This window comes from Methylobacterium sp. 092160098-2 (assembly GCF_028920805.1).
In the GTDB taxonomy this organism is placed as follows: domain Bacteria; phylum Pseudomonadota; class Alphaproteobacteria; order Rhizobiales; family Beijerinckiaceae; genus Methylobacterium; species Methylobacterium fujisawaense.
In genome coordinates, this window is sequence record NZ_JAQPZJ010000001.1 from 4,643,336 (window position 1) to 4,667,367 (window position 24,032).

The 24,032-nt window shown below is 69.8% G+C and carries 32 protein-coding genes; 15 read left to right on the forward strand and 17 right to left on the reverse strand.

The genetic code is table 11. The features are described from left to right. The first annotated feature begins 120 nt into the window (after positions 1 to 120). Positions 121 to 1,131 (forward strand): sensor domain-containing diguanylate cyclase, encoded by a 1,011-nt coding sequence (locus tag PQI07_RS21845; RefSeq protein WP_043382987.1) that lies wholly within the window; start codon positions 121 to 123, stop codon positions 1,129 to 1,131. A 242-nt stretch (positions 1,132 to 1,373) separates the two neighbouring features. Here the strand turns inward: PQI07_RS21845 and PQI07_RS21850 are convergent, their stop codons facing one another. The 5 genes from PQI07_RS21850 to PQI07_RS21870 all read right to left on the reverse strand — a co-directional run bounded on the left by PQI07_RS21850 (position 1,374) and on the right by PQI07_RS21870 (position 2,934). Next, positions 1,374 to 1,799, reverse strand: coding sequence for a hypothetical protein (locus PQI07_RS21850; protein ID WP_274927380.1), 426 nt, complete (start codon positions 1,797 to 1,799; stop codon positions 1,374 to 1,376). A gap of 58 nt (positions 1,800 to 1,857) precedes the next feature. Further along, the gene (locus PQI07_RS21855) at positions 1,858 to 2,091 is read right to left on the reverse strand and encodes a DUF6894 family protein (protein WP_043353552.1); all 234 of its coding nucleotides are present in this window, start codon (positions 2,089 to 2,091) and stop codon (positions 1,858 to 1,860) included. Positions 2,092 to 2,208: 117 nt separating this feature from the next. Continuing rightward, complete coding sequence (locus PQI07_RS21860; protein WP_043353551.1) at positions 2,209 to 2,463, reverse strand: hypothetical protein; 255 nt, start codon at positions 2,461 to 2,463, stop codon at positions 2,209 to 2,211. A gap of 50 nt (positions 2,464 to 2,513) precedes the next feature. Further along, entirely contained in the window at positions 2,514 to 2,699 is a 186-nt protein-coding gene (locus tag PQI07_RS21865) for a hypothetical protein (protein ID WP_043353550.1), read from the reverse strand. A gap of 34 nt (positions 2,700 to 2,733) precedes the next feature. Then, positions 2,734 to 2,934 carry a hypothetical protein gene (locus tag PQI07_RS21870; RefSeq protein ID WP_425285088.1) on the reverse strand — a complete coding sequence of 67 codons (201 nt, stop codon included), beginning with the start codon at positions 2,932 to 2,934 and terminating at the stop codon, positions 2,734 to 2,736. A gap of 325 nt (positions 2,935 to 3,259) precedes the next feature. Here PQI07_RS21870 and PQI07_RS21875 point away from each other — a divergent pair, with 325 nt between their 5' ends. The 5 genes from PQI07_RS21875 (at position 3,260) to PQI07_RS21895 (ending at position 5,740) form a co-directional block, all read left to right on the forward strand. Then, the gene (locus PQI07_RS21875; RefSeq protein WP_043353547.1) at positions 3,260 to 3,727 is read left to right on the forward strand and encodes a Ros/MucR family transcriptional regulator; all 468 of its coding nucleotides are present in this window, start codon (positions 3,260 to 3,262) and stop codon (positions 3,725 to 3,727) included. Positions 3,728 to 3,966: 239 nt separating this feature from the next. Further along, entirely contained in the window at positions 3,967 to 4,242 is a 276-nt protein-coding gene (locus PQI07_RS21880; RefSeq protein ID WP_043353563.1) for a hypothetical protein, read from the forward strand. 126 nt (positions 4,243 to 4,368) lie between these two features. Then, positions 4,369 to 4,743: a hypothetical protein gene (locus PQI07_RS21885; protein ID WP_043353545.1), complete on the forward strand. Its 375-nt coding sequence runs from the start codon at positions 4,369 to 4,371 to the stop codon at positions 4,741 to 4,743. Positions 4,744 to 5,003: 260 nt separating this feature from the next. Further along, the gene (locus PQI07_RS21890) at positions 5,004 to 5,186 is read left to right on the forward strand and encodes a hypothetical protein (RefSeq protein WP_043353544.1); all 183 of its coding nucleotides are present in this window, start codon (positions 5,004 to 5,006) and stop codon (positions 5,184 to 5,186) included. 254 nt (positions 5,187 to 5,440) lie between these two features. Next, on the forward strand, positions 5,441 to 5,740 hold the full coding sequence (locus PQI07_RS21895; RefSeq protein ID WP_043353543.1) for a PilZ domain-containing protein: 300 nt from the start codon (positions 5,441 to 5,443) through the stop codon (positions 5,738 to 5,740). 112 nt (positions 5,741 to 5,852) lie between these two features. Here PQI07_RS21895 and PQI07_RS21900 read toward each other — a convergent pair whose 3' ends face one another. After that, positions 5,853 to 6,071 (reverse strand): hypothetical protein, encoded by a 219-nt coding sequence (locus tag PQI07_RS21900; protein WP_210274712.1) that lies wholly within the window; start codon positions 6,069 to 6,071, stop codon positions 5,853 to 5,855. Between the two features lie 381 nt (positions 6,072 to 6,452). Between PQI07_RS21900 and PQI07_RS21905 the strand changes: the two genes are divergently transcribed. After that, a complete protein-coding gene (locus PQI07_RS21905) occupies positions 6,453 to 6,794 on the forward strand; it encodes a hypothetical protein (RefSeq protein WP_236961428.1) in 342 nt (113 codons plus the stop codon). A 51-nt stretch (positions 6,795 to 6,845) separates the two neighbouring features. On the opposite strand, the gene PQI07_RS21910 is transcribed toward PQI07_RS21905, so the two are convergent. Beyond that, positions 6,846 to 7,097, reverse strand: a complete 252-nt coding sequence (locus PQI07_RS21910) for a hypothetical protein (RefSeq protein WP_043382995.1) — start codon at positions 7,095 to 7,097, stop codon at positions 6,846 to 6,848. 385 nt (positions 7,098 to 7,482) lie between these two features. Between PQI07_RS21910 and PQI07_RS21915 the strand changes: the two genes are divergently transcribed. Further along, positions 7,483 to 7,710, forward strand: coding sequence for a hypothetical protein (locus PQI07_RS21915; RefSeq protein WP_043353537.1), 228 nt, complete (start codon positions 7,483 to 7,485; stop codon positions 7,708 to 7,710). Positions 7,711 to 7,739: 29 nt separating this feature from the next. Here the strand turns inward: PQI07_RS21915 and PQI07_RS21920 are convergent, their stop codons facing one another. The 3 genes from PQI07_RS21920 to PQI07_RS21930 all read right to left on the reverse strand — a co-directional run bounded on the left by PQI07_RS21920 (position 7,740) and on the right by PQI07_RS21930 (position 9,604). Then, positions 7,740 to 8,093: a hypothetical protein gene (locus tag PQI07_RS21920; RefSeq protein ID WP_043353535.1), complete on the reverse strand. Its 354-nt coding sequence runs from the start codon at positions 8,091 to 8,093 to the stop codon at positions 7,740 to 7,742. 148 nt (positions 8,094 to 8,241) lie between these two features. Continuing rightward, positions 8,242 to 8,490, reverse strand: coding sequence for a hypothetical protein (locus tag PQI07_RS21925; RefSeq protein ID WP_043353533.1), 249 nt, complete (start codon positions 8,488 to 8,490; stop codon positions 8,242 to 8,244). 79 nt (positions 8,491 to 8,569) lie between these two features. Further along, positions 8,570 to 9,604, reverse strand: coding sequence for a hypothetical protein (locus PQI07_RS21930; RefSeq protein ID WP_274927381.1), 1,035 nt, complete (start codon positions 9,602 to 9,604; stop codon positions 8,570 to 8,572). A gap of 212 nt (positions 9,605 to 9,816) precedes the next feature. Here PQI07_RS21930 and PQI07_RS21935 point away from each other — a divergent pair, with 212 nt between their 5' ends. The 4 genes from PQI07_RS21935 to PQI07_RS21950 all read left to right on the forward strand — a co-directional run bounded on the left by PQI07_RS21935 (position 9,817) and on the right by PQI07_RS21950 (position 13,293). Further along, complete coding sequence (locus PQI07_RS21935) at positions 9,817 to 11,868, forward strand: hypothetical protein (protein ID WP_274927382.1); 2,052 nt, start codon at positions 9,817 to 9,819, stop codon at positions 11,866 to 11,868. 85 nt (positions 11,869 to 11,953) lie between these two features. Beyond that, complete coding sequence (locus tag PQI07_RS21940) at positions 11,954 to 12,223, forward strand: hypothetical protein (protein WP_043757120.1); 270 nt, start codon at positions 11,954 to 11,956, stop codon at positions 12,221 to 12,223. Positions 12,224 to 12,307: 84 nt separating this feature from the next. Beyond that, positions 12,308 to 12,508, forward strand: a complete 201-nt coding sequence (locus tag PQI07_RS21945) for a hypothetical protein (RefSeq protein ID WP_274927383.1) — start codon at positions 12,308 to 12,310, stop codon at positions 12,506 to 12,508. A 74-nt stretch (positions 12,509 to 12,582) separates the two neighbouring features. After that, entirely contained in the window at positions 12,583 to 13,293 is a 711-nt protein-coding gene (locus tag PQI07_RS21950) for a YidB family protein (RefSeq protein WP_274927384.1), read from the forward strand. Positions 13,294 to 13,330: 37 nt separating this feature from the next. On the opposite strand, the gene PQI07_RS21955 is transcribed toward PQI07_RS21950, so the two are convergent. From PQI07_RS21955 to fabD, 5 genes are all read right to left on the reverse strand, one after another. Further along, positions 13,331 to 14,887, reverse strand: coding sequence for an HNH endonuclease family protein (locus PQI07_RS21955; RefSeq protein ID WP_274927385.1), 1,557 nt, complete (start codon positions 14,885 to 14,887; stop codon positions 13,331 to 13,333). Between the two features lie 82 nt (positions 14,888 to 14,969). Further along, positions 14,970 to 16,232, reverse strand: coding sequence for a beta-ketoacyl-ACP synthase II (fabF, locus tag PQI07_RS21960; RefSeq protein WP_274927386.1), 1,263 nt, complete (start codon positions 16,230 to 16,232; stop codon positions 14,970 to 14,972). A gap of 183 nt (positions 16,233 to 16,415) precedes the next feature. Then, a complete protein-coding gene (locus tag PQI07_RS21965; RefSeq protein ID WP_007559070.1) occupies positions 16,416 to 16,655 on the reverse strand; it encodes an acyl carrier protein in 240 nt (79 codons plus the stop codon). 332 nt (positions 16,656 to 16,987) lie between these two features. Beyond that, positions 16,988 to 17,725: a 3-oxoacyl-[acyl-carrier-protein] reductase gene (fabG, locus tag PQI07_RS21970; protein WP_043355943.1), complete on the reverse strand. Its 738-nt coding sequence runs from the start codon at positions 17,723 to 17,725 to the stop codon at positions 16,988 to 16,990. A gap of 17 nt (positions 17,726 to 17,742) precedes the next feature. Next, on the reverse strand, positions 17,743 to 18,687 hold the full coding sequence (fabD, locus tag PQI07_RS21975) for an ACP S-malonyltransferase (RefSeq protein WP_274927387.1): 945 nt from the start codon (positions 18,685 to 18,687) through the stop codon (positions 17,743 to 17,745). Positions 18,688 to 18,970: 283 nt separating this feature from the next. Here fabD and rpoZ point away from each other — a divergent pair, with 283 nt between their 5' ends. From rpoZ to PQI07_RS21990, 3 genes are all read left to right on the forward strand, one after another. After that, a complete protein-coding gene (rpoZ, locus tag PQI07_RS21980; RefSeq protein WP_010685409.1) occupies positions 18,971 to 19,381 on the forward strand; it encodes a DNA-directed RNA polymerase subunit omega in 411 nt (136 codons plus the stop codon). Positions 19,382 to 19,583: 202 nt separating this feature from the next. Beyond that, positions 19,584 to 21,839 carry a RelA/SpoT family protein gene (locus PQI07_RS21985; protein ID WP_043355937.1) on the forward strand — a complete coding sequence of 752 codons (2,256 nt, stop codon included), beginning with the start codon at positions 19,584 to 19,586 and terminating at the stop codon, positions 21,837 to 21,839. A gap of 354 nt (positions 21,840 to 22,193) precedes the next feature. Beyond that, positions 22,194 to 22,832 carry a LabA-like NYN domain-containing protein gene (locus tag PQI07_RS21990; protein WP_043383019.1) on the forward strand — a complete coding sequence of 213 codons (639 nt, stop codon included), beginning with the start codon at positions 22,194 to 22,196 and terminating at the stop codon, positions 22,830 to 22,832. A gap of 4 nt (positions 22,833 to 22,836) precedes the next feature. Here the strand turns inward: PQI07_RS21990 and PQI07_RS21995 are convergent, their stop codons facing one another. Continuing rightward, a complete protein-coding gene (locus PQI07_RS21995) occupies positions 22,837 to 23,406 on the reverse strand; it encodes a peroxiredoxin (RefSeq protein WP_043355932.1) in 570 nt (189 codons plus the stop codon). Positions 23,407 to 23,554: 148 nt separating this feature from the next. After that, the gene (gene smpB / locus PQI07_RS22000) at positions 23,555 to 24,028 is read right to left on the reverse strand and encodes an SsrA-binding protein SmpB (protein WP_043355930.1); all 474 of its coding nucleotides are present in this window, start codon (positions 24,026 to 24,028) and stop codon (positions 23,555 to 23,557) included. Between the last annotated feature and the right edge of the window lie 4 nt (positions 24,029 to 24,032).

Genomic DNA, 24,032 nt, shown 5'->3' on the forward strand with positions numbered 1-24,032 from the left:
GAATTGATTTCGTCAAGGTTGGCGAAAGGAATCCCATTCTATGAGGACAAGGGATTAATTTCCGAGCCGGCTCGATCCGGCGGCCGCGCGACGTGGTCGGGTTGCTTCGGGGGAATGGCCATGACGGCGCGGGTGGGCAGGGCGGCGATGAAGCTGGCGCGGCGCTATCCTCGGGCTGTCCGTGGCCGGCGCCAGGACGGCCTCGGCCGCGGACGCACCCTCGGACCCGGTCTCGTCCAGGCCCTGGATTCCCTGCCGCACGGCCTGTGCGTGTTCGATGCCGCCGACCGGCTGCTGTTCATGAGCGACGGGTTCCGGCGCCTCTTCGGGGCGGCCGCGAACCGGATCCGGCCCGGCCTGCATGCCCGGGAGGTCGATGCCGCGAGCGCGGCCGGGCCCCTCCCGTCCGACCGGGATCCGAACGGGCTCTGGGCGGCGTGCCGGCGGCTCCGCGCCCGGGGCACGACCGATGCGGTGGTGCAGACGCTTCCGGACGGGCGCCAGATCGCGCGCACGCTGCACCCGCAGGCCGGCGGCGGCTGGACCGCCCTGTGGGAGGACGTGACCGAGCGCCGCCGGACGGAGTCGCTCCTGCGCTACATGGCCCACCACGACCCGCTGACCGGATTGCCGAACCGCTACCTGTTCGCGGCCCGGCTCGACCGGGCCCTGGCGCGCCGCGACGGCGTGCCCTGCGCCTTGCTGTCCATCGACCTCGACGGCTTCAAGCCGGTCAACGACCGTCACGGTCACGCCATGGGCGACGCGCTCCTGCGGCAGCTGGCCGAGCGCCTCCGGGAGGCGTTGGGGGCGGCAGACATCGCCGCGCGGCTCGGGGGCGACGAGTTCACCATCCTCCTGGGCGACGCGGCGCCGGCGCCGGCGCTCGGCTTCGCCCTGCACCTCCAGGCGCGCCTCGCCGCCCCCTACGATCTCGGTGCGGGATCCCCGATCCGCGTGGGCGCCGCGATCGGCGTGGCCTGCGCACCCCTGCACGCCACGCGGGCGCAGGCCCTGGCGGAGCGGGCCGACGCGGCGATGTACACGGCCAAGCGGCTCGGCCATCCGTGCCTGTGGGACGAAGCGCTGATTCTCGGGCCGACGGATACCGGACGCGGAGCCCCGGCCTGAGGCGGCCGCACCCCGATGTGCCGCGGAACACGCTCGCCGCGAAAGCTTGGGCTTATCTCTTCCCCATACCGCGAAGACAGTCGCGAGCCGGAGGGAGATCGACGATGAGCTGGACCAACCGCATCACACTGGCCCTCACCCTGGCGGGTGGCGCCATCGCGCTGACCCTGTACGCGCAGGCCCTGTCCCTGCCGGCGCATTTCGTCTGAGCGGAGCCGCCGGACCTGCGGGCGGGGAGGCGCTCAGCGCGCCTTCTCGTGCTCCCCGAGGCCCACGGCCTTGTAATCGTAGGTCGGGTAGAACTCGGTGCGATAGGCGCCCCAGGCCGTGTCCTCGAGGACGCGGTTGACCTCGCGCAGGCGGGATGCGGGCAGCCGCAGCACGATGATCTGCCCGATCCCCATGACGACGGTCCAGGAGACGACCTCGATGCCCGGAGGCGGGAAGGCCTTGTAGAATCCCTGCCGGGCGAGCTGCGCGTTCAGGTCCGCCAGCGGGCGCGATTGGTCGTGGCGCAGGAAGACCGTCAGCATCACGGCGTTGTCGGCCGTGGCCGAAGCCGTGCCCGCCGGCGGGGGCGGTGCGGTCTGCGCCGTCGCCCATCCGGCCGAGCCGAGAAGCATGAACGCTGCCGCGAGGGCACGGGCCGGACCTGTCGAACGTCGCATGTGATGCCCCTATCTTGGACCCGTGCCGGCCTCCGACACCGCGCCGGAGGGCGCGCCGTCAGCCGGTTTCAACATCGTAGGAGAGGCGCAGCCGCAGGCGGACCGCGCCCTGCTCGTCGCGCACGGCGATGACGTAGTCCTGCCGCTGCACCGGATCGGTCAGCCCCTGCGCGACCCGGGTCAGCAATCGAACCGCCTTCGCCCGCGCCGCGGCAAGATCGGGCAGATCGAAGCCGTCCCGATCGCGAATCAGGTTGGCGCCGTCGTGGAGATCGATGAAATAGCGGGGCACGGATGCGGGCTCAGCGAGCGCGGAAGCGCGCAGGTATCGACCGCCGGTGTTTCTACGTAGTTTCCCGCGGGCCGCACTGCGCGGTCCTCCGTGTCGCATCCCGAGACGCGGCCGGGATCAGTTCCCCAGAAGAGTCTCGGCAAAATCTTCCGGAACCTCCCCGAACTGGCCGAGGATCGTCACGCCTTCCAGTTCTCCGGTCTCGTCGTCCGCGACGATCTTGAGGGCCGCCGCGCCCGGCATGCGGGCGGCCAGCGCCTCCGCCTTCTTGAGGGCGCCGAACTCGCTCTGGGCGGGCTCCTGACGGGCGGGCCGCAGGCGTTTCCGATGCAGCTCGAACGGCTGCACGAGGAAGGTGGTCCTCAGGGTCATTCCGGTCTCCTCGGCGCAGCCGGCGATCGCGAGGCCGACGGCTCGCTCGCCTACAGGCTGCGTGTGGTCACCCCAAGGGCGAGCAGGACGTAGGCACCGATGAAGAACCATTGCCGGTGCGCCACGACCGTTTTACCGACCATGGGGATGCGCGTGTACAGGCTGGCGACGGCAAGGCCGATCAACACGGCCGACACCAGGAACGTGAGCAGGCGCGGGGCGGAGAGCGTGGGCATGGCCCATGCTCGCGCCGGCACGCTTACCGGACCGTTACCGGTCGAGCCCCGGAACGAGGGGGCGTTGCGCCGTCAGCGGCCCCTGGGTGCCCGGAAGCAGTCCGACCTCGGCGAGCCACAGAACCGCGATCGCTCCGGCCAGCAGCGTCGCGAGCGAAGCGAGGCGCCCGGTCCACCGCCGGAGGACGATCATCACGACCACGACGGCCAGCAGGGCGATGAGAAGCACGAGCATCAGCATGGCCGCGCCATGCCACGCCCCGGCCGCCGCGTCACCGCAGAAGACGATGCAGCCCCCGGCCGACAGAGACGCGCAAGCTCCGAAGCCGCGAGACTCGCCTTCTGGTCGTTCCGCAGAGTGGAAACACTACCGCAGTCGATAGGCTTCGCCGGGCCGCGCAAGAAAGTTCTCCATCGCCGATTGCCAGATCTACCTTCCAGCTGTCCGCCGCGCGCACGCCAGTCATCCGCAGGATGCCCCGCGCCAAACGCTTTTGTAACTTGCATTCAGCGCTCAAAAGTAGCAGATCCCTCGTGAGGGGCACATCAGGAATCTTGCAGTGACAGAGGAAACCACAGGGCCCAACTCGAATTTCATCGAGCTGGCGGGCGACATCGTCGCCGCCTACGTGTCGAACAATCCGGTTCCGGCCTCGGAGCTGCCGGCCCTGATCGCGCGGGTGCACGGCGCGATCAGCGGGCTCGTCGCCGGGACCCTGACGCCGGAGACCGGGGCGGCGCCCCAGGCCGATATCGAGAAGCCGAGCGCGGCCCAGATCCGCAAGTCGGTCCGGCAGGACGGGATCGTCAGCTTCATCGACGGCAAGACCTACAAGACGCTGAAGCGTCACCTGACCAGCCACGGCCTCGATCCGCGCAGCTACCGGGACCGCTACGGCCTTCCGGCCGACTACCCGATGGTCGCCCCCAGCTACGCCGAGCAGCGCTCCGCCCTCGCCAAGGCGATCGGCCTGGGCCAGCCCGGCGCCATGGCCGAGCGTGAGCGCAAGGGCCGCAAGGCAGCCTGAAGGCGGACATCTCCGGGGGTGCCCCATGCGGGGCGCCCCCGCAACGCTCCGCGGAGCCACGCGCATCGCGCCGCTGCGGCCGGAACGGCCCGCAGCCTTTGGCCGCCGGAACGCACCGAAACCGTTGCATCACCGCCACACGCCTCCAAGACATCGCAGGACACGGACAAGCTGCCACACTCTGCACAAAGCTGATGCGCACGCCGGAGCCCAGGGATGTTACCGAGGGGTTCGGCGAGATGAAGCGAGAGCAGACGATGACGAGTTCGGTCGTGCCGTTCCCGGCGCATATCGCGCCCGCGGTCGCGGACGAGGACACCGCGTCGATCATCGCCGTGTTGCAGGATCAGCTGGCGCTGGCCCGCGAGGGCCGTTTGCGCTCGGTGGCGGTGGTCTCCGTCTCGGCGGACGGCGAGGCGATCGGCACGCAATGGTCCTGCAAGGGCTCCGACATCAGCAACCTGATCGGCAAGCTGACCGTCCTGACCCATGACATGATGGCCGCCCGGAAGTGAGCGACGGGCTCTCGCGGGTGCGCCCGCGAAACGAGCCCACAGGGCCGCGCGGATGCGCGGGCACTGTCCGCCCGCTGCGGCGTTCCAGAGGCGTGGTCCGGTCCCGGACCGAAGGAAGGCCTTTGGATGACTCGTGCTCTTCTGCTCCCGGCGTTACTGGCCGCGGCCGTCCTGCCCGCCGCGGCTGCGGCGGCCGAAGACCCGAAGGACGCCACGCGCACCGAGACGATCGCGGGTCTCGTGCGGATCGTCGGCGCGCAAGCCGGCATCGTTCTCTACTGCCGCAAGTTCTACACCGTCGATGATGCGGTCTCCGAGGGCCTGTCCCGCACGGTCCGCCGGGCACTCGACGTTTCCCTCGGCCACCGGCAGGCGCAGACCGTCATCGCCGCGGAAGGCCGGCGCGTCGCGGAGGAGATCGCCGCGGTGGGTGCGGAGCAATGGTGCGCCGACCAACGCGAGATCCTGAATACAGACGGCGTCCGCGTCTTCATCGACTGAGCCCGCTGGGGGCCGGCCCTGCGCTCAGCCCCCACGACATCGACAGCCCTCGCGACAGATCTTCCACGAGGCCCGCGCCCAGAACAGATGAGGGCGGCAGACCGACTTTATGTTCCGCAATGCAGAACAGATTATGATCTTGTTCGCCCGTTCTTCGTCTGTCATGTTTTGACGACGGATGAAACTGAACAGATCAAGCCGGTCGCACTCGTCCGTACAAGAGCCCGAAGGGCCGCGAGACCGGCGGAGAAGGAAACGCCATGTCCCGACCGCTCTATCTGGCCCTCGCCCTCGTCCTATGCGGGGCTGCCGTCACGCTGTTCGCCTTCATGCGCGCGCCCCAGTCGAAGGAATTCGCCGGGTGGGATGTCGCCTTCATGAGCGGCATCGGCGCGGTCGCCCTGGGCTTTCTCACCACCCTCGTCGAGGTCGTCACCGGCTAGGACCGGCACCGGATCGATACGCAAGCCGCGACCGGTGCGGCGCATACGAGGCCGACACGCCGGTCACGGCTTCATCGCCCCCCTTTCTACTGGGCGGCCGGCGCGGCACAGGCCACGCGGTCGCCCGATCGCACCGCGCACGAAGCCCGCTGAATTCACAGTTCGGCGGGCATCCCGACAATTCGATGCATTTCGCAAACCCTGTCTGAACCCGGGTGTCCGATCCTGTCGGACAGAGGTTTGTCGAGGCGGTGATGTTCGAACGACGCAGCGCTCCGCGCACGATCCTGAACGAGACCGGCAGCATCTCGGTGGACGAGCATCGAAGCCTGCCCTGCATCGTCTACGATCGATCGGCCGGCGGCGTGCGGATCGCGCTTCCGGACACCGAGATCGTGCCGGATCGCTTCATCCTCAGTATCGACGCGAGCAACGAGATCCTCGTCTGCCAGGCCATCTGGCGCAAGGCGGACGAGATCGGGGCGACCGCGGACGTCCCCGAGACGGCTCGGTCGGGCGGCTGGACGATGCTTCACGAGCTGGAGCGGGCCTGAAGGCGGCCGAAGGCCGGTCCGCCCCGCAGCGAGGCCGCGCGGCCCGAAGTGGCCCTTCGCATCGGATCATCACGCCGGTCGGCGCGCCGGGGCACCGTGGAGCCGGCTCGCGTCAGTCCCAATCGATGTTCAGAGAGCGCTCGAAGGCGGCCGCGGACAGTTCCTTGCCCTTCGGGTCGGCGACCGTGATCTCGCGGAAGCCGCGCCGGGCCAGTTCCCAGGTCTTCTCCATGGCTTGCTCGTCAGTCCCGCAGGCGAACGTCATGACGCGCCCGGACGGATCAATCCCCTTGACGGTGAACACGTCTCTCTCCCTGCTCTCACCTCCCATATAGAGGCGCGTCCCGCATCGCGCCTCCCGCCATCGTGAGAGACACGGGGCCCCGGCGCGTCGTTCCGCGCAGGGCGGGCCCTCCAACACGGAGCGGTGGACCATCATCGGCCCACCGGCGCGCGGGATTCGCCCGTGAGACGCGAAACCGAGATCCGACCGGTCGTTGCACGGTACGGTCGATCCCTGGACCTCCGTGCTCGTGCGGCCGGCCCGCCCGGGCGGGGATGCGTCGCCAGGCGGGTCCGACCCGGACGCGCGCCTTCGCCGGGACCGGCTTCGCACAGGCCCGCAGGGCCATCGGGAGCTCATCGACGCGCTTCACGATTCGGCCGATCTCGCCCGCACCCGCGGGCAGGCGCTCGATGCCGCGATGACGCCGTGCAGGACGTGTACAGAGCCATCCGCGCCCGGTCTCTGGGCGCGTGGGCGGGCGGCCCGTCGCGGCGCTGCCGGCCGTCTTCGGACGCGGAGTTGGCAATGATGTACGGGGAGGTGGGCCGCCTGGCGGATGAGGGCCTGCGGCTGAGCCTGCGGCAGGCCGAGAATGCCGCATTGCTCGTGATGGCGATGCAGTATGCCTGGGCGGAACTGTGGCTCGAGGGATATCGGGCGGCCGGAGCCGCCCTCAGTGCCGAACGCGATCAACGGGCGCGGACGCGGCGCTTGATCCGTCGCGGCGTATCGCCGGCGGCAGCCGCTCAGGCGTTGCACATCGTCTGAGTCAGGGCCGGAGACAGAGGCGCCCGGGGCGCTCCGTCTCCGGCGGCGGGCTCAGCGACTCGCCTCGACGGAGGCCTGGACCATCGGTCGGCCAAGGGCCGAGACCGTCCGGCTGACGGTCGCCGGCGCCGCCACGGGCTGAGGCGTGGTGGTCAGGTCGTGGATCGCACGGATCTGCTGGGCAGGCCGGGCCTGCTCCCGATAGAGCGGCGGGGTCAGGTGCAGGTGGTCGTCGGCGGCGGCCGGGCCGATGAAGGCGGCCGAGGTGAGCGCGGCCGACGCGAGGATGAGGATCGTGCGCATGGTGCGTCTCCGTTTCGATCGCAGCGTCGACCGCGAATTGCGATCGACCAGCGCATGAGACCACGGATTTGTGCGATGCGGCATGCGTTTTTCGCATTGCACCATATCGCTACGGCGGCACGGTTTTGCAATGTTCCCGGGATTTCCGGGGGGCCTGAGCAGGGCGACAATTAAATGCCCATGCATTCGATGCAAATGAACTAAACTTCCATTGGCCGGTTCTCAAATATAACTTGGACGCGCGCATCATTTAATTTCTGATCCGGGCGCCGGATGGTTCGTCGCAGCCGCACGGGCGCACCCGGATCGGCGGCCTCCGGCGCCAGATGCCCGTCACACAGGCCCGGTAGACCCACACACCATGCCAAGCATCACGGATGCGCCGATGACGCCCTCCGATCTCGACAAAAGGGCCGAACTCACCATCTGGCCCGCACGCGCGACCGGTCGTTCCGCGGAGGGGCGCCCGTTCGCGACGCTGCGCGAAGCCCTCGCGGTTGCGCTCGAGGCGATCGCGTCCGACGACGCCCGGCCGTGGATCATCACCGAGGCCGGTGACATCCTCTCACCGCGCTGGATCCAGGCGCATTCCCGCTCGCGATCCCTGCAATAGCCGGGGCGACGCGGGTCTTGCAGTCACGATCAGCAGCCGATGCAGATGTCGCGCACCACGTGCGGGTGTCGCAGACCGGTGCGCTGGTTCGGAAGCCGTCCTTCGAGGGATGAAAATCCGCTCCCCAGCCCCGGGGGACGTCGGCGCCCCCCGGTCGGGTCGGCCTGGACGGGTGCCGGCGCCGGCGCCGCCGCGACCGGTGCGGGCTGGGCCGGGAGGACGGGAGCGGGAGCGCCGTTGGCCATCCCCGGATCGGGCTGCGTCAGGGCCATGCCGGGAACCGGAGCCGTCGTCGCGAACTCGCCGGCACGTCCCGGCAGGGAGGCGGCGACGAGGGGAGCGACGATGGGGCCTGCGACGACGAGCCGGGTCAGCGGATGCATCACACTCTCCAGGCTTGGAAGCCGGCACGGCACGGAAAGCCGCGCCTGTGCCCGCCAATCCCGATGACGGGCCCCGGTCCGGCCCCTGTGTGACGCGGGGGCCGACGCGGCGCCACTCATCCATTCGACGGAGCGGTCTCCGGGCGGCTCAGTAAGCGCGACCGTAATAGGGCTGCGAGACCGGGCGATAGCGGTCGCTGACCGGCCACGTATAGGGCTGATTCTTGCCGGTCTGCAGGTGCGACCGGAATTTCGGCTCGTTGAAACCGATCCCGTGCAGGCCTGTCGCGCCATGGGCGCCCTGCGCCTTGGGGCCGGCATCGCGCGCCAGGGCTGCGCCCGAGACGCCGAGAACGAGAACGGCCGCGAAAGAGACACGGCCCAGAATGACGCTCATTTCTGCCTCCTGTCCCGGCCCAGGTGCCGGAACAGGATGAACGGCATCGGTTCGGCCCGGTTCCGGGCCCGGGAGGCGCTCAGAAGCCGCCGCCGAGGCAGGCTTCGGCCAGGGGATCGCCGCAGAGGTCGCCGGTCCGGACCGGCGCGGCCGCCGCACCGCCGATGCCGGCCCCGCCGAACGCCCCTCCGCCGGACGGGAGCGTGCGGGCCGCTTGTGCGGGGTCGTCCGCGCGGAGCCCGCTCGCCCCGACGATCCCGGCCCCGCCCGTTCCGACGCCCCCCGCGCCGGCCGCTCCGGAAATCGAGGTGCCCGCGCCCGGGCTCACGGTCGCGCCGGTCCCGAGCCCGAACACGCCGAACGGCCCGACGCTGGACAGGGTGGTGCCGGACGCTCCGATCGCGGCCGCGTCGGCGGTCCCGCCTGCGAGGCCGGCCGACGCAGCCGCAGGGAGCAACGTTCCCGATGTCCCGACAGAGCCGACCCCCGTGGCGGTGCCGTTGCCGAGACCGTTGAGGGAGCCCGCGCCCGTCAGGGCGGTCGTCTGCCCCGTGCGGGTCGTGCCGCCTGATCCCAGGCCCAGGGAGAGGCCAGACCCGCCACCGAGACCGATCGTGCCGCTGGTCAGCGACAGGGTGCTCCCCGGTGACGCGCCCAGCCCCGAACGCGACGCGGTGCCGAATCCGCTGCGCAGGCCGCTGGCGCCGATCGTCCCCCCGGTCCGGAGGCTGGAGCCGGAGACGCCTGCGCCGCCGGTCGCGGCCGAGCCCAAGGTTCCGAGCTGGCCCGCACCGGTCGATCCCGCGACCGATGTGCCGATGGCGGTCCCGGCCGATTGCCCGGCCGCCCGCCCGCCCGAGGCGCCGATGCGGCCGCCGCCGCCCGCGCTGCCGAAGCTGAGCTGGCCGGCATTCACCAAGCCGCCGGTCTGCGCCGAGACGGTCGGGAACGGGCCGGTGGTGGTGCCGCCGCCGAGGCTGAGCTGACCGGGATTGGCGATGGGCGTGATCGGCTCCGGCGAGGCCGAACTCGGCACCGTCGCGGTGGCCGACAGGCTCTGCGCCGAAGCCGGGATGGCGATCGGCAGCAGCAGGGCGGCGAGGATGGACCGCATGGCACGCTCCGCAGGCCGGCGGACGAAGACAAAGCCGGACAGATTTGTTGCCGAGAAACAGAGGGGCGTGAGGCCGGTTCCGGCGGCGCACCGACGCGGAACGCCCGCCGCAGGCGCGGAAAGAGCACCGTCGGCCTTCATGCTGCCGGAAAGGCGGTGTGGTCTCGGCGGCGGATCCGCCCGGACCTGCGCCCCGACCTGCGATCGTACCGTTGCCCGAAACCCTCGCCTCAGGCTTGCGCAGCGCCGGCTGGCTCGCCGGCCTGCCGGCCCTCGCGCTGATCTGGGCGAGTGCGACGCTCTACGCCGCCCCGCGGATCGCCGAGGGACTCGAGGCCGAGGGGGCGGCGGTGACATCCGGCACGGCCACCGCCACCGGCGAGCCCTGGCTGCGCCTGGAGGCCAGCGGCCGCGACCTCGTGGCCGCCGGCGAGGCGCCGGACGTCGCCGAACGGGCCACCGTGCTGTCCCGCCTCGCGGCCCTGGACGGCCCCCGCCGCATCGTCTCCGAGGTCGGCATCGTGGAGACCGCCGCGCCCTTCCAGTGGGCGGCGATCCGCACCGGCCCGAACCGGATCGCCCTGGAGGGCAGCCGCCCGGTGGAGATCGGCCGGCGGGCCCTGGAGGCGCGGATCACCGGCGCCCTCCATCCCGGCACAGGCCTCGACGACACCGCCCGGGCCGCCCGGGGGGCGCCGCCGGACTTCGCCAGCGCGGCCGCGTTCCTGGCGGCCCGGCTCTCCGGCCTCGCCAAGGGCGGGCGGGCCGCCCTCAGCGACACCGTGCTCAGCCTCTCGGGCGAGGCCCTGGACGTGCCGGCCTACGAGGCCCTGCGGGCGGCGCTCTCGGACCCGCCGGAGGGCTTCAGCATCGGGCGGATCGAGATCCTGCCGCCCAAGGTGGCCGCGTACCGGTTCGCCGTGGAGAAATCCGGCCGGGGCGTCGTCCTCGACGGCTTCACCCCCTCGGCCGCAGACCGCGAGGCCGCCCTGCGCGCGGCCACCGAGGCGGCGGCCGGCGGCGCCGTGGAGGACCGGCTCCTGGCGGCCCGGGGCCTCGACCCCGCCATCGACCCGAAGGGCCTCATCGCCTTCGCGTTCAAGCTCGCCGAGCTGATCCAGTCCGGCCGCGTGGTCTTCCAGGACGGGGCGGTCTCGGTGACCGGCGACGCCATCGACGGGCAGGCGCTCCCGGACGCCGAGGCGCTGATGCGCGACGGCCGGCCCGCCGGCGTGGCAGCCGGGCCGGTGGCGCTCACGGCGCGGCCGCTCTCGCCCTACCGGGTGGCGATCCGCCGGACCGCCGATTCCGTACTCCTCACCGGGCATCTGCCGGACACCGCGACCCGGGAGCGGGTGCTCGCCGCCCTGCGCCCGCGCCTGTTCCGGGAACCGGTCATCGACCGCACCCGCCTCGCCGACGGCGCCCCGCCGGATCTCGGGGACGCGCTGGCCGCCGCCGCCCCGCTGGTGGCGAACCTCGCGGACGGGACCGTCACGGTCTCGGACCGCGCCCTGACCCTGACCGGCGAAAGCCTCTACCGGGAGGGCGCCGCCCGCACCCCGGACCGGCTGGCCGAGGCGCTGCCCCCCGGCTGGACCGGACAGGCCACCGTCACGGCCCGGGACGCCGCCGAGCGGCGCGACCCCGCCACCTGCCGCGCCGACTTCACCGCCGCCCTGGCCGGCACCGACCTGCGTTTCCCCGCCGGGGGCGCGGTCCTGACGCCGGCCTTCTACCCGACCCTCGACGCCCTCGCGGCCCTGGCCAAGACCTGCCCGTCGCTGCGCATCGCCGTCTCGGGGCCCGCCGACCCGGCCAAGCCGACCCCGACGCCGGCCGCCGGTCCGGCGGCCACGGGGGAGGGCGCGCCCGCCGCCGCACCGACCCAGATCGCCAGCGCCGCCAAGCCGGAGCCCCCCAAGGGGGATACGCCCAAGACGGAGACGCCCAAGGGGGACACGCCCAAGACGGAGACGCCCAAGGGGGAGACGCCCAAGACGCGGGGCAAGCCGGATCACGCCAAGACCGAGGCCGGCAAGGCGGAAGCGGCCAAGAAGGACGCCAGGAAGGAGCCGGCCGCGCACGGCAAGGCTTCGGCGAAGAAGCCCGCCGAGGCCCCCGAGGAGCCGCCGCCCGACCTGCCGCGCCTGCGCGCCCAGGCGGTGGTGGAGTATCTCCTCCAGGCCGGCGCCCGACCGGAGCAGGTCACGGCCGGGCCGGACGGGCCGGCCGGCCCCGTCGTCTTCGCGCTGCTGCCGTGAGGGACATCCGCTCCGCCCCGCGCCCGGCCGCCGGGCCGCGCCCATCCGCGCGCATCGATCGCGCCCGCAGGGAGGCCGGACGGCCGTGACGCTGCTGCTCGCCGGATTCTGGCCCGGGCTCGCCGGGGCGGCCGCGCTCGGCCTCGTGGTCGGGGCGCTGGTCGGCTGGCCGGACCGGCTCGCCGCCTCGCTGGGACTTTGCGTGGTCGCGGGGCTCGTGGCCGCGGCGGCGCTCGCCGGGTTCGTGCCGGGCCTGCCCGGTCTGTGGCTCGACGGCGCGGGCCTGATCCTGCCGGTCTACTGCGCGGCCTGCGCCCTCGGGGCGCTGGGGCGCCGCCTCGTCGTCCGGGATTAAGGGTTCGGGAACCGGTCCGCCCCCCGGCGGCGTTCATCCGGCAACAGGGCCCCGAGGGCCCGCCCCGAACCCGGAGAGGCCGCGATGCCCTGGACCGTCGAAAGTCCCCATCCCGCGAAACGCCGCGCCGTCCGCCTGCCGCGCCCCCGCGCCGGCGCCGCCGCCACCGGCCTGTTCCTGGCCGGACTGATCCTCTCGGCCGCGACGGTGCCGCTGGTCGAGCCCGCCGACGCCACCACCGCCGCCCACACCACGCAGGCCGCGCTCACCCCTCCGGCCCGCTGAGCGAGGCAACCCGCGCCCGCCCCCGAGGGTTGTCCGCCGGGGCCCGTCCGGCCCGAACCGTGGGGGAGACGCGCATGGGACTGCTCGAATCGGCGATCGGCGGCGTGCTGGGCCAGGTGTTCGGCGGGCAGAAGCAGGGCGCCGGGGGCATGTCGCCCCTGGTGAAGGCGCTCTTGATGCTGCTGCTGGCCAAGGGCGCCAGCGGCGGCTTCGGCGACATCTTCGGGCGCGGGGGACGGGGCGAGCCGGGCCCCGAGGCCGACCGCTCCGGCGGCGCCGGCCCCTACGGCCGCGATCCCGGCCAGCACCCCGCCGATGCCAGCGGACGCCGCCCCGACGACGGGGGCGACATCGGCGGCTGGGACCAGTATGGCGGCCGCCGCGACGGGGGCCCGGAGGGGCCGACGGATCCGTCCCTCCCGCCCGGCGATTTCTCGGATCTGTCCGGCATGCTCGACGGCCCCGGCGACGCCCCGGCCCCGAGCCGCGCCGCCCCGGCGGGGCAGGGGGATCTCGGCGGCCTCGACGGGCTGGTGGACCGCTTCCGCCAGGGCGGCCTCGGCGACGTGATCGAGTCCTGGATCGGCCACGGCGCCAACCGCCCGGTGGCCCCGGACCAGCTCGCCCGGGCGCTCGGCCCCGACACGCTTGACACCCTCCAGCAGCAGACCGGGCTGGACCGCGAGACGCTGCTGTCGCAGCTCGCCCAGGCGCTGCCGGAGGTGGTGCACGCGCTCACCCCGCAGGGGCGGGTGCCGGGGGAGGCTGAGCGCCGGGGGTGGTGAACTCTCCTAGAGTAATTTAGACAAGTGCACCCTTACGCTAAGATTTCACGGCGTCGTTGCAATAAGGATGAACCATTTGACCATTGGAAATATCCCCTCGTCCTCCCTCTCGAACTCTTTGTATATGATCATAGGAAACCGATTTGGTTGGATCGAGCAGTCCATCGCATATTGGACATTTCATGGCCGACAAAATTGCCTGCTTTATGTATATCGCTGATTTTGTTTCCTCGGAAAATGCAATAGCGTCGTTGGCTGTTGTGACATCGATCACTCTTCCTCGTCCTCCCGCTTGGATGATTGCCTGTTCAACTGAGACGGCTCTACCCGCGGAAAATTCGTCGATCATGAAAGACAACAATTCTTTTATTCGCAAAACTCGGCTTCCCTTGCTCATATTTTGAAGGAGAATTCCGATCAAAGATTTATTATTTACAAGGAATTTTTCGAGTTCTTTTCGAGCCGAAGTAAAATTTCGAAAGAAGTTTCCATTGTTGTTAGCTAAATTTTGAGCAACAAGCATCACCATCGCAAGAAAAAGGAATCTACTGTGTTTTCCTCTTTCGTTATAAAAATAAACCGCAGGATGGAGGCCTAAACTCCCCGGCTTATTACCGCTAATTCGCTTAGCGACGCTTAACGCACGTTTCAAAATATCGATTGTTTCATCTCCAGACTTGTCATCTGCATAATCAGCAATTGTCGACGGACCACTACTCTGAGCATTTATCAAAACCAAAAAATCAACCAGCAATGAGAGCGCGTCAACTGGTGCAACTGATCCTCCCAACGGAAGATCGAGCGTCTTAACCGGCTGACGCATTTCTGGATCGAATAATGTTTGATAAAGGTCGCTGGAAACGGCCTCAATCGTTGCTTGCTTTTCCGGCGGGAAATTTGACCAATATTTGTGGCCAGTACCAGATCTTAAGATGGAACGCGCACCGATTGCGACAGACTTTTTTCTATTTTTTAATAGCATCTCCTCTGTATCATCAAGTGGAGTCCCTTGAGAATTGATCTTAAAGAAAGATGTTTCTGCAACAGAAGCCGACCCTTGAACCCACTGCAACGCCAACGCGCGAGTGAATAAATTGCGCGCCCTCTTCGAGCGAGCATCGGTTCCAAGCCCTTCAGAACTCACAAGACTTCTGAGACTTGAAAATCTTCCGACCGAGTCTTCTATTAGTTTTCGGGCTCGCCTTGCCGCTCTTTTTTGCTCTTCTGATATCTCATTATTGTAAAACTTCTGTGAGATGGAGCCATCTCCGTAATCGTCCTCCATCCACGCACGCAGTGCACTCAATCGATGACCGCCGTCGATTACAAATATAAAATTTGGAGATTTCCAGAGTATGAGTGACGGAATGAGTTCGTTATCTAAAAAACTGGCAATGAAAGTTGATATTTGCTGAGCGCTCCAGTGATTAGTTTCGCGCTGAAAATCAGGCTTTCTCAGGAAAGAACGTATCGGCGAGCTGCTTTCTATATTTGAGATAGGAAAATTCTGAAATAGTTCCATCGTAAAATCATCGTCGTGCGTAGCAAAATCCGCACGCGGTATCATCGCATCCAAATTGACGCGTGTGGCCATATTCCGCCTCTCAACCACCCTAGGTTGATTTAGAGGGAAGGCCAGAAAACTTTAACAAAACGCTAATTCTGAACAGGGGCGATCAGCTCACGCGCCGCATCACCAGACTGGCATTCGTCCCACCAAACCCAAACGAGTTCGACAGCACGACATCCACCCGCTTCCGCTTGGCCTCGAACGGCACGAGGTCGATCTGGGTCTGCACGGAGGGGTTGTCGAGGTTGAGCGTCGGCGGGATGACGTTGTCGCGCAGGACGAGGATCGAAAAGATCGCCTCGACCGAGCCGGCCGCACCCAGCAGGTGGCCCACCGAGCTCTTGGTGGACGACATGGTGGCGTTCGCGGCGGCGTCGCCCAGGAGCCGCTCCACGGCCTTCAGCTCCAGCTCGTCGCCCATGGGCGTGGAGGTGCCGTGGGCATTGATGTAGCCGATCTCGGACGGCGAAATCCCGGCTCGCTTCACCGCGGCGCTCATGCAGCGGAAGGCGCCGTCGCCGTCCGGGGACGGGGAGGTGATGTGGTAGGCATCGCCCGAGAGGCCGTAGCCCACCACCTCGGCGTAGATCTTCGCGCCGCGGGCCTTGGCGTGCTCGTACTCCTCCAGCACCACGATGCCGGCGCCCTCGCCCATGAGGAAGCCGTCGCGGTCGCGGTCGTAGGGGCGGGAGGCCTTCTCCGGCGTGTCGTTGAAGCCCGTGGTCAGCGCCCGGCAGGCGGAGAAGCCCGCGATCGAGAGGCGGTTCACCGGCGATTCGGCTCCGCCCGCCACCATCACGTCGGCGTCGCCGAGCGCGATCAGGCGGCTCGCGTCGCCGATGGCGTGGGCGCCCGTGGAGCAGGCCGTCACGACCGCGTTGTTCGGGCCCTTCAGGCCGTGGGCGATCGAGACCTGGCCGGAGGCGAGGTTGATGATCCGGCCCGGGATGAAGAACGGCGAGATCCGGCGGGGCCCCTTCTCGTGCAGGGTCACGGAGGCGTCGTAGATGCCGCCGATGCCGCCGATGCCGGAGCCGATCAGCACGCCGGTGGCGCACTGGTCCTCGTGGCTCTTCGGCGCCCAGCCGGCATCCTTGAGGGCCTCGTCGGCCGCCGCCATCGCGTAGACGATGAACGGATCGACCTTCCGCTGCTCCTTCACCTCCATCACGAGGTCGGGGTTGAAGGTGCCGTCGGTGCCGTCGCCGAAGGGGACCTGCGCGGCGATCCGGCAGGGCAGGTCGGCGGATTCGAAGCCGCGGATCGGGCCGGCGCCGCTGTCGCCCGCGATCAGCCGGCTCCAGGTGTGCTCCACTCCGCAGCCGAGCGGCGTGACCATCCCCAGACCCGTGACCACCACCCGCCGCATGTGCCCTGTCCCGTCTTGAGGCGCAGCCCCGCCGGCAGAGCCGCGGTCGCGCATCGTCCTAACGTCCTCGGCGGCGGAATCGGTCCCGGCGGGACCCGTCACGCCTCCGAGCCTTGAAACGCATAACGGCGCGGGGGCTGTTTCGCCTCACCCGCGCCGCGTCAAACCCGGTCCCCGGCGCCTTTAGGCGGCGGAGTTCTTCTCCAGGAACTTCACGGCGTCGCCGACCGTCTGGATGGTCTCGGCAGCGTCGTCCGGGATCTCGACGTTGAACTCTTCCTCGAAGGCCATGACCAGCTCGACCGTGTCGAGGCTGTCGGCACCGAGGTCGTCGATGAAGTTGGCGCTCTCGACCACCTTCTCGGGCTCCACGCCCAGGTGCTCGACGACGATCTTCTTCACGCGCTCAGCGATATCGCTCATCGGTCTTCCGTCCTCGTCCTTTTGGTCTGTCAGTCTTCTCGGGGTGGTGCCGTGGCCGCGTCGCGCCCTTGCGGGCTTGTTGTGACGGGCCGGTGTCCGATCGCGCGTGCTTCTGAGGTGAACCGGCGCGTGAGCCGGGACGCCCCCGCCGGAGGGCCTTGGACTGAAAACCCGCTGAACCGTCAACCCCCTGTACGGCTGCGGGGCGTGGTAGCACAGGGTTCCCGCCCTGGCGAGGGCCCGTTCAGAAAGCCTTCATGGGTGTGGCACTTGCGTGTCGGCGGGGGTGATTCGCGCGCGATCGTCGCCGGTTCGAGACCGGTCTTCGCACACTAGTACATGGCCATACCGCCATTCACGTGCAGCGTGTGCCCGGTGACGTAGGCCGCCTCCGCGGAGGCGAGGTAGAGACAGGCCGCCGCCACCTCCGAGCCTTCGCCGAGCCGCCCGGCGGGCACGCGGGCGAGGATGCCCTCGCGCTGCTTCTCGTTGAGGGCGTCGGTCATGGGCGAGCTGATGAAGCCCGGGGCGATGCAGTTGACCGTGATCCCGCGCGAGGCGACCTCGGCAGCGAGCGCCTTGGTCATGCCCACGAGGCCGGCCTTGGCGGCGGCGTAGTTGCCCTGGCCGGGATTGCCGGTGCTGCCGACCACCGAGCCGATATTGACGATCCGTCCGGAGCGGCGGCGCATCATGCCCTTCACGGCGGCCCGCGACAGGCGGAAGGCGGCGGTGAGGTTGACGGCGATCACCTGCTCCCACTCCTCGTCCTTCATCCGCATGAACAGGTTGTCGCGGGTGATGCCGGCATTGTTCACGAGGATGTCCAGCGGGCCGATCGCGGCCTCGGCGGCCGGCACGAGGCCCTCCACCGAGTCCTTGTCGGAGAGGTCGGCCGCGACGGGGCTCGCGCGCTCGCCGAGTTCGGCGGCGAGCGCCTCCAGGGCCGCGGGCCGCGTGCCCGAGAGCGCCACGGTGGCGCCCTGGGCGTGCAGCGCCCGGGCGATCGCCTGGCCGAGGCCGCCGGTCGCGCCGGTGACGAGGGCCTTGCGGCCGGTGAGATCGAACATGCGGGGCTCCTGTCGGATCAGAGCGCGAAGGCGGCGACGTCGGCGGGCGTGCCGACCGCCGTGGCGCTCGCCTGGGGGGCGATGCGCTTGACGAGGCCGGTCAGCACCTTGCCGGCGCCGAGTTCGTAGAACCGGTCGACGCCCGTCGCCGCCATGGCGGCGACGCTCTCGCGCCAGCGCACGGTGCCGGTGACCTGCTCGACCAGGGCCGTGCGGATCGCCTCCGGATCGGAGACCGGGGCGGCCGCGACGTTGGCGTAGAGGGTGACGCGCGGGGCCTTCAGGGCGACGGCGGCCAGCGCCCGGGCCATGGCCTCGGCGGCCGGGGCCATCAGGCGGCAGTGGAACGGCGCCGAGACGTTGAGCATCACGGCGCGCTTGATCCCGCGGCCGGTGGCGATGCCGATGGCGCGCTCCACGGCCGGCCGGTCGCCGGAGAGCACCACTTGGCCGCCGCCGTTGTCGTTGGCGACGTCGCAGACCGCGCCGCCGCCGGCCTCGTCGGCCGCCGCCTCGGCGACGGATCGGGCGGAGTCGAGATCGGTGCCGATCAGCGCCGCCATGGCGCCCGCGCCCGGCGCCACCGCCTCCTGCATCGCCTCGCCGCGCAGGCGCAGCAGCTTGGCGGCATCCGCGATCGTCAGGCTGCCGGCGGCCGCGAGGGCCGCGTACTCGCCCAGCGAATGGCCGGCCACGCAGGCCACGTCGCGTTCGAGGTCGAGGCCGCGCTCGGCCTCCAGCACGCGCAGCACCGCGAGGCTCGCCGCCATCAGGGCCGGCTGGGCGTTGGCGGTGAGGGTCAGCTCCTCGACCGGCCCCTCGAACATCAGCCGCGACAGGTTCTGGTTCAGGGCGGCGTCGACCTCGTTGAGGACGGCCCGGGCCTGCGGGAAGGCCTCCGCGAGGTCCCGCGCCATGCCGACCGCCTGACTGCCCTGGCCGGGAAAGATGAGTGCGCGCATGTTGCGTCCTGATCGCCGGCACCTTTCGGCGCGCGAACGCCGCCCGTGTCGGCCGAAACTCTGGAATGGGGCGCGCACTCGCACCCGCGGCCGTGGGTGTCAACAATGCGCCGCACCATGATGCCGCACCGACGCCGCACCCGGGCCTCGGCGCGCCCGGCCCGCAGCGCTCGCCGGAGGCGCGCCCGGCGCAACCCGCTGTGCTTGTTGCACAACGGCATCCGGTGTAGAGTGGCGCCATACCCGACATCTTCCGTCGCTCAAGCCCAAGGAGCCGCCCCGCATGGCGCGCGTCACCGTCGAAGACTGCATCGAGAAGGTCGAGAACCGCTTCGAGCTGGTGCTGCTGGCGAGCCACCGGGCCCGCCTCCTGGCCGCCGGCGCCCCCCTGACCATCGACCGCGACCGCGACAAGAACCCCGTCGTGGCCCTGCGCGAGATCGGCGACGAGACGATCACGGCCGACGACCTCAAGGAGCAGCTGATCCACTCGATGCAGAAATACGTCGAGGTGGACGAGCCGGAGGCCGAGACCGTGCCGCTGCTGTCGAGCTCGCCGGCCGCCGCCGCGGTGGCGCCCCAGTCCTCCAGCGACGACGCGGCGGTCCAGTTCGACCGCATGAGCGAGGAAGATCTGCTCCGCGGCCTCGAGAACCTCGCCCCGCCGGTCGAGACCGACGACGAGGGCGAGTGAGCCGGACACCGTGGGCCTGGACGCGCACGACCTGACCGAGACCGGACCCGGCGGAGACGCCGGGTTCTCTCGTTCCGAGGCCGGCCCGGCGCCGGAGGGTTTTCCCCCGCCGGGGGCTGGCGCCGGCCCGGCGGTTGCGGAACAATCGCGCGTGATCCCGACCCCACGCACGACCCAGGAAGCCCCGGCCCCGTCCCGGCGGATGATGCGCCAGTACGAGCTCGTGGAGCGGGTCAAGCGCTACAATCCGGCCGCCGACGAGGCGCTGCTCAACCGCGCCTACGTGTATGCCATGCAGGCGCACGGCACGCAGAAGCGCGCCTCGGGCGACCCGTTCTTCGCCCACCCCCTCGAAGTCGCCGCGATCCTCACGGACCTCCACCTCGACGACGCCACCATCGTGGCCGCGGTCCTGCACGACACCGTGGAGGATACCGAGGCGACGCTGGAGGAGATCCGCCGGCTGTTCGGGCCGGAGATCGGCGCCCTGGTCGACGGCCTGACCAAGCTCAAGCGCCTCGACCTCGTCTCCAAGCAGGCGGCGCAGGGCGAGAACTTCCGCAAGCTGCTGCTCGCGGTGGCGGCGGATGTGCGCGTGCTGCTGGTCAAGCTCGCCGACCGCCTGCACAACATGCGCACCCTCCAGCACATGCGGGAGGACAAGCGCCACCGCATCGCGCAGGAGACGCTCGACATCTACGCGCCGCTCTCCGGCCGCATGGGCATGCAGGAGTTGCGCGAGGAGCTGGAGGATCTGGCCTTCCGCAACCTGGAGCCGGAGGTCTACGCCACCATCACGCAGCGGCTGGCGCGGCTCACCGCCAAGTCCGAGAGCGTGGTCGAGACCATCGCGCAGGTGCTCACCGAGAAGCTCGCCGCGCAAGGCATCACCGCGGAGGTGAGCGGCCGGCAGAAGCGGCCCTTCTCGATCTGGTCGAAGATGGAGCGCAAATCCGTCGCCTTCGAGCAGCTCTCCGACATCTTCGGCTTCCGGGTCGTCGTCAACACCGTGCAGGAATGCTACGCGGCGCTGGGCATCGTCCACACCAGCTGGCCGATGGTTCCGGGCCGTTACAAGGACTACATCTCGACCCCGAAGCAGAACGATTACCGCTCGATCCACACCACGGTCATCGGGCCGAAGAGCCAGCGCGTCGAGCTGCAGATCCGCACCTGCGCCATGGACGACATCGCCGAGTACGGCATCGCGGCCCACGCGCATTACAAGGAAGTCGGCGCCGAGCTGGTCAAGGATCCGGGACGCGCCGAGGGCAGCGTGCATCCGCGGCTCGCCGGCGAGAGCGGCGCTTACCAATGGTTGCGCCGGACCATCGAACTCCTCGCCGAGGGCGACAGCCCGGAGGAGTTCCTGGAGCACACCAAGCTGGAGCTGTTCCAGGACCAGGTGTTCTGCTTCACCCCGAAGGGCCGGCTGATCGCCCTGCCGCGGGGGGCCACGCCGATCGACTTCGCCTACGCCGTGCATACCGACGTCGGCAACACGGCGGTGGGTGCCAAGATCAACGGCCGGATGGCGCCGCTTCTGCACGAACTCGCCAACGGCGACGAGGTCGAGATCAGCCGCTCCGACGGCGCCTCGCCCCCGGCCGCCTGGGAATCGCTCGTCGTGACCGGCAAGGCGCGGGCGGCGATCCGGCGGGCGACCCGGGCCGCCGTGCGCCGGCAATATGCGGGCCTCGGCCGCCAGATCCTGGACCGGGCCTTCGAGCGCGCCGCCAAGACCTTCTCGGAGGACAAGCTGCGCGGCGCCCTGCCGCGGCTCGCCCGCGCCACCACCGAGGACGTGTTCGCCGCCGTGGGGCGGGGCGAGATGTTCTCGGGCGACGTCGTCCGCGCCGTCTATCCCGACCACCGCGACGAGCGCCGGCCTTCCCCCGCGCAGGGGGCCGCCAACGGCGCCGGCCGGCTGGTCCGCTCGGCCGACCAGACCATGCGGCTCACCTTCCAGGGCGCCGACGGCAAGGAGGGCGCCGAGGATCGCAGCGACGCGATCCCGATCCGGGGCCTCGCGGGCGACCTTCCCGTGACCTTCGCGCCGAATGGCGGCGCGGTCCCGGGGGATCGCATCGTCGGCATCCTGACCCCCGGTGTCGGGGTCACCGTCTACCCGATCCAGTCGGCGGCCCTCGCCGCCTTCGACAACGAGCCGGAGCGCTGGCTGGACGTCCGCTGGGACACGGAGGCACTGGGCGGCGAGCGCTTCCCCGCCCGCCTGGCGCTGAAGTCGATCAACGAGCCGGGCGTGTTCGCCCAGATCGCCCAAGTGATCGCCGACCACGACGGCAACATCGACAACATCTCGATGAAGCGGCGCACCCAGGATTTCACCGACATCACGATCGACCTGTCGGTCTGGGATCTCCAGCATCTCAACGCGATCATCGCCGAGCTGCGCGGCAAGCGCCCGGTCAACAGCGTGGAGCGCGTCAACGGCTGAGTCCGGGTGCCCGCGCACGGCCGGGCCCCGACGCATCTGAGGTTTACGGGATCGACTTCCGTAAACCTCTTTCTTCAGCGCAGAAGCCCATTCGATCAATCTCCCGAGCCATTGATCCAGGTTTCCAGAGCCGCACATCTCCGTGCTCTGCTTGACACGGACGCGTTTGAAACGAATGGTCCGGTCGCCAGAGCGGCGGCCGCACGCACACGGACCGCGTCGTTACGCGCTGGATTGCAAAGCTTGGCGCCCCCGATCGCGGAGCACCGCCCCGGCCAGTCGCCGTCGGCGGACCCTGGCCGTTTAATCAGACGATTTCCTGTCACCCACGATTTTCCGGGATCTGACCTGTTCATGCCCACAACCCAACGCAGCGCCATCTTCATCGACGGCGCCAATCTCTATGCCACCACCAAGGCCCTCGGTTTCGACATCGATTACAAGAAGCTGCTCAAGGAATTTCAATCGCGCGAGAACCTTCTGCGCGCATTTTACTATACCGCCATGATCGAGGATCAGGAATATTCATCGATCCGCCCCCTGATCGATTGGCTCGACTACAACGGCTACCGCGTCGTGACCAAGCCCGTGAAGGAGTTCACGGATTCGATGGGCCGGCGGAAGTACAAGGGCAACATGGACATCGAGCTGGCGATCGACGCCCTCGAACTCAGCACGCATATCGATCACATGATCCTGTTCTCGGGCGACGGCGATTTCCGCTCGCTGGTCGAGGCGATGCAGCGGCGGGGCGTCAAGGTGACGGTGATCTCCACGATCCAGACCCAGCCGGCGATGATCTCCGACGAGCTGCGGCGGCAGGCCGACGAGTTCGTCGACCTCGCGAGCCTCGCGGGCCGGATCGGGCGCGATCCGGGCGAGCGTCCGGTCCGGGCGCCCGGCGAGGCGCCGAGCCGTTACCGCGGGGAGGGCCGGACGAACCCGGGCCTGGAGAACCGCTACGGCATCCGCCAGCCGGAAGCCGAGGAGTAGGCCCTCAGGCGCCCGGCCGGTCGAGCCAGGCGAGAACCTGCCGGGCGCTCTGGTCCGGCGGGAAGACCGGGTAGAACAGCGCGCTCACCACGCCGTCGTCGATCACCAGGGTCAGGCGGCGCAGCAGCACCGCGCCGCCGGCCTCGAAGACCGGCAGGCGCGCCGCCATGGCGAAGGCCCGGTGCGGGTCGGCGAGGAGCGGAAAGGGCAGGTGCAGGCGCTCGGCCGCCTCCCGCTGGTAGGCGCTCGTCTGGGTCGAGAGGCCGAAGACCTGGGCGACGCCCCGGGCCTTCAGCTCGGCGTGGTGGTCGCGGAAATCGCAGGCCTGCGGCGTGCAGCCCCGGGCACCCGGGATCGCGTCCCAGTCGGGGGTGAGGCCGGGCTTCCCCGGCTCGCCGGTGCGCGGATACGCGTAGGCGACCGTGCGCCCGGAGAGCCGCGCCAGCGAGACGGTGCGTCCATCCGTTGCGGTGAGCGCCACGTCGGGCAGGCGCATCCCGCGGAGATGGGCGGCCGCGCCGTCATCGACGGGAACGGGCAGGTCGTCGGGCAGGACGTCGTGGCTGGATGGCATGGGCCGCACCTCGTATGCGCGAGTCCGGGCCGCCGCACCGGCGGAGGCGGGATCATGCGACGGCGCGGGATCGCCGCCAAGGCGATCCTGTCCGCGCCCCCGGTGCATCCGGCTCAGCCCCACCGGTCCCGGGACCTAGGCCCGCAACCTAGCCTCGGTCGCGCAGCAGCCGGGCCCGGTCGCGCTGCCAGTCGCGCTCCTTCACCGCCTCGCGCTTGTCGTGGGCCTGCTTGCCCTTGCCGAGGCCCAGCTCGACCTTCGCCCGCCCCTGGTCGTTGAAGTAGATCTTGAGCGGCACCACCGTGTAGCCCTGCCGCTGGGTCGCGCCGATCAGCTTGTTGATCTGGCGGCGGTGCAGCAGCAGCCGGCGGGGGCGCTTGGTGTCGTGGTTGAAGCGGTTCGCCTCCAGGTATTCCGGGATGTAGGCGTTGAACAGCATCAGGTCGTTGCCGGAGGGACCGGCATAGGCCTCGCCGATCGTCGCCTTGCCGCCGCGCAGGGACTTCACCTCGGTGCCGGTCAGCGCGATGCCGGCCTCGAGGGTGTCCTCGATGGTGTAGTGGTAGCGCGCGGCGCGGTTGTCGGCGACGATCCGCCGGCTGGGCTCCGGTTTCGGGGCCATGCGG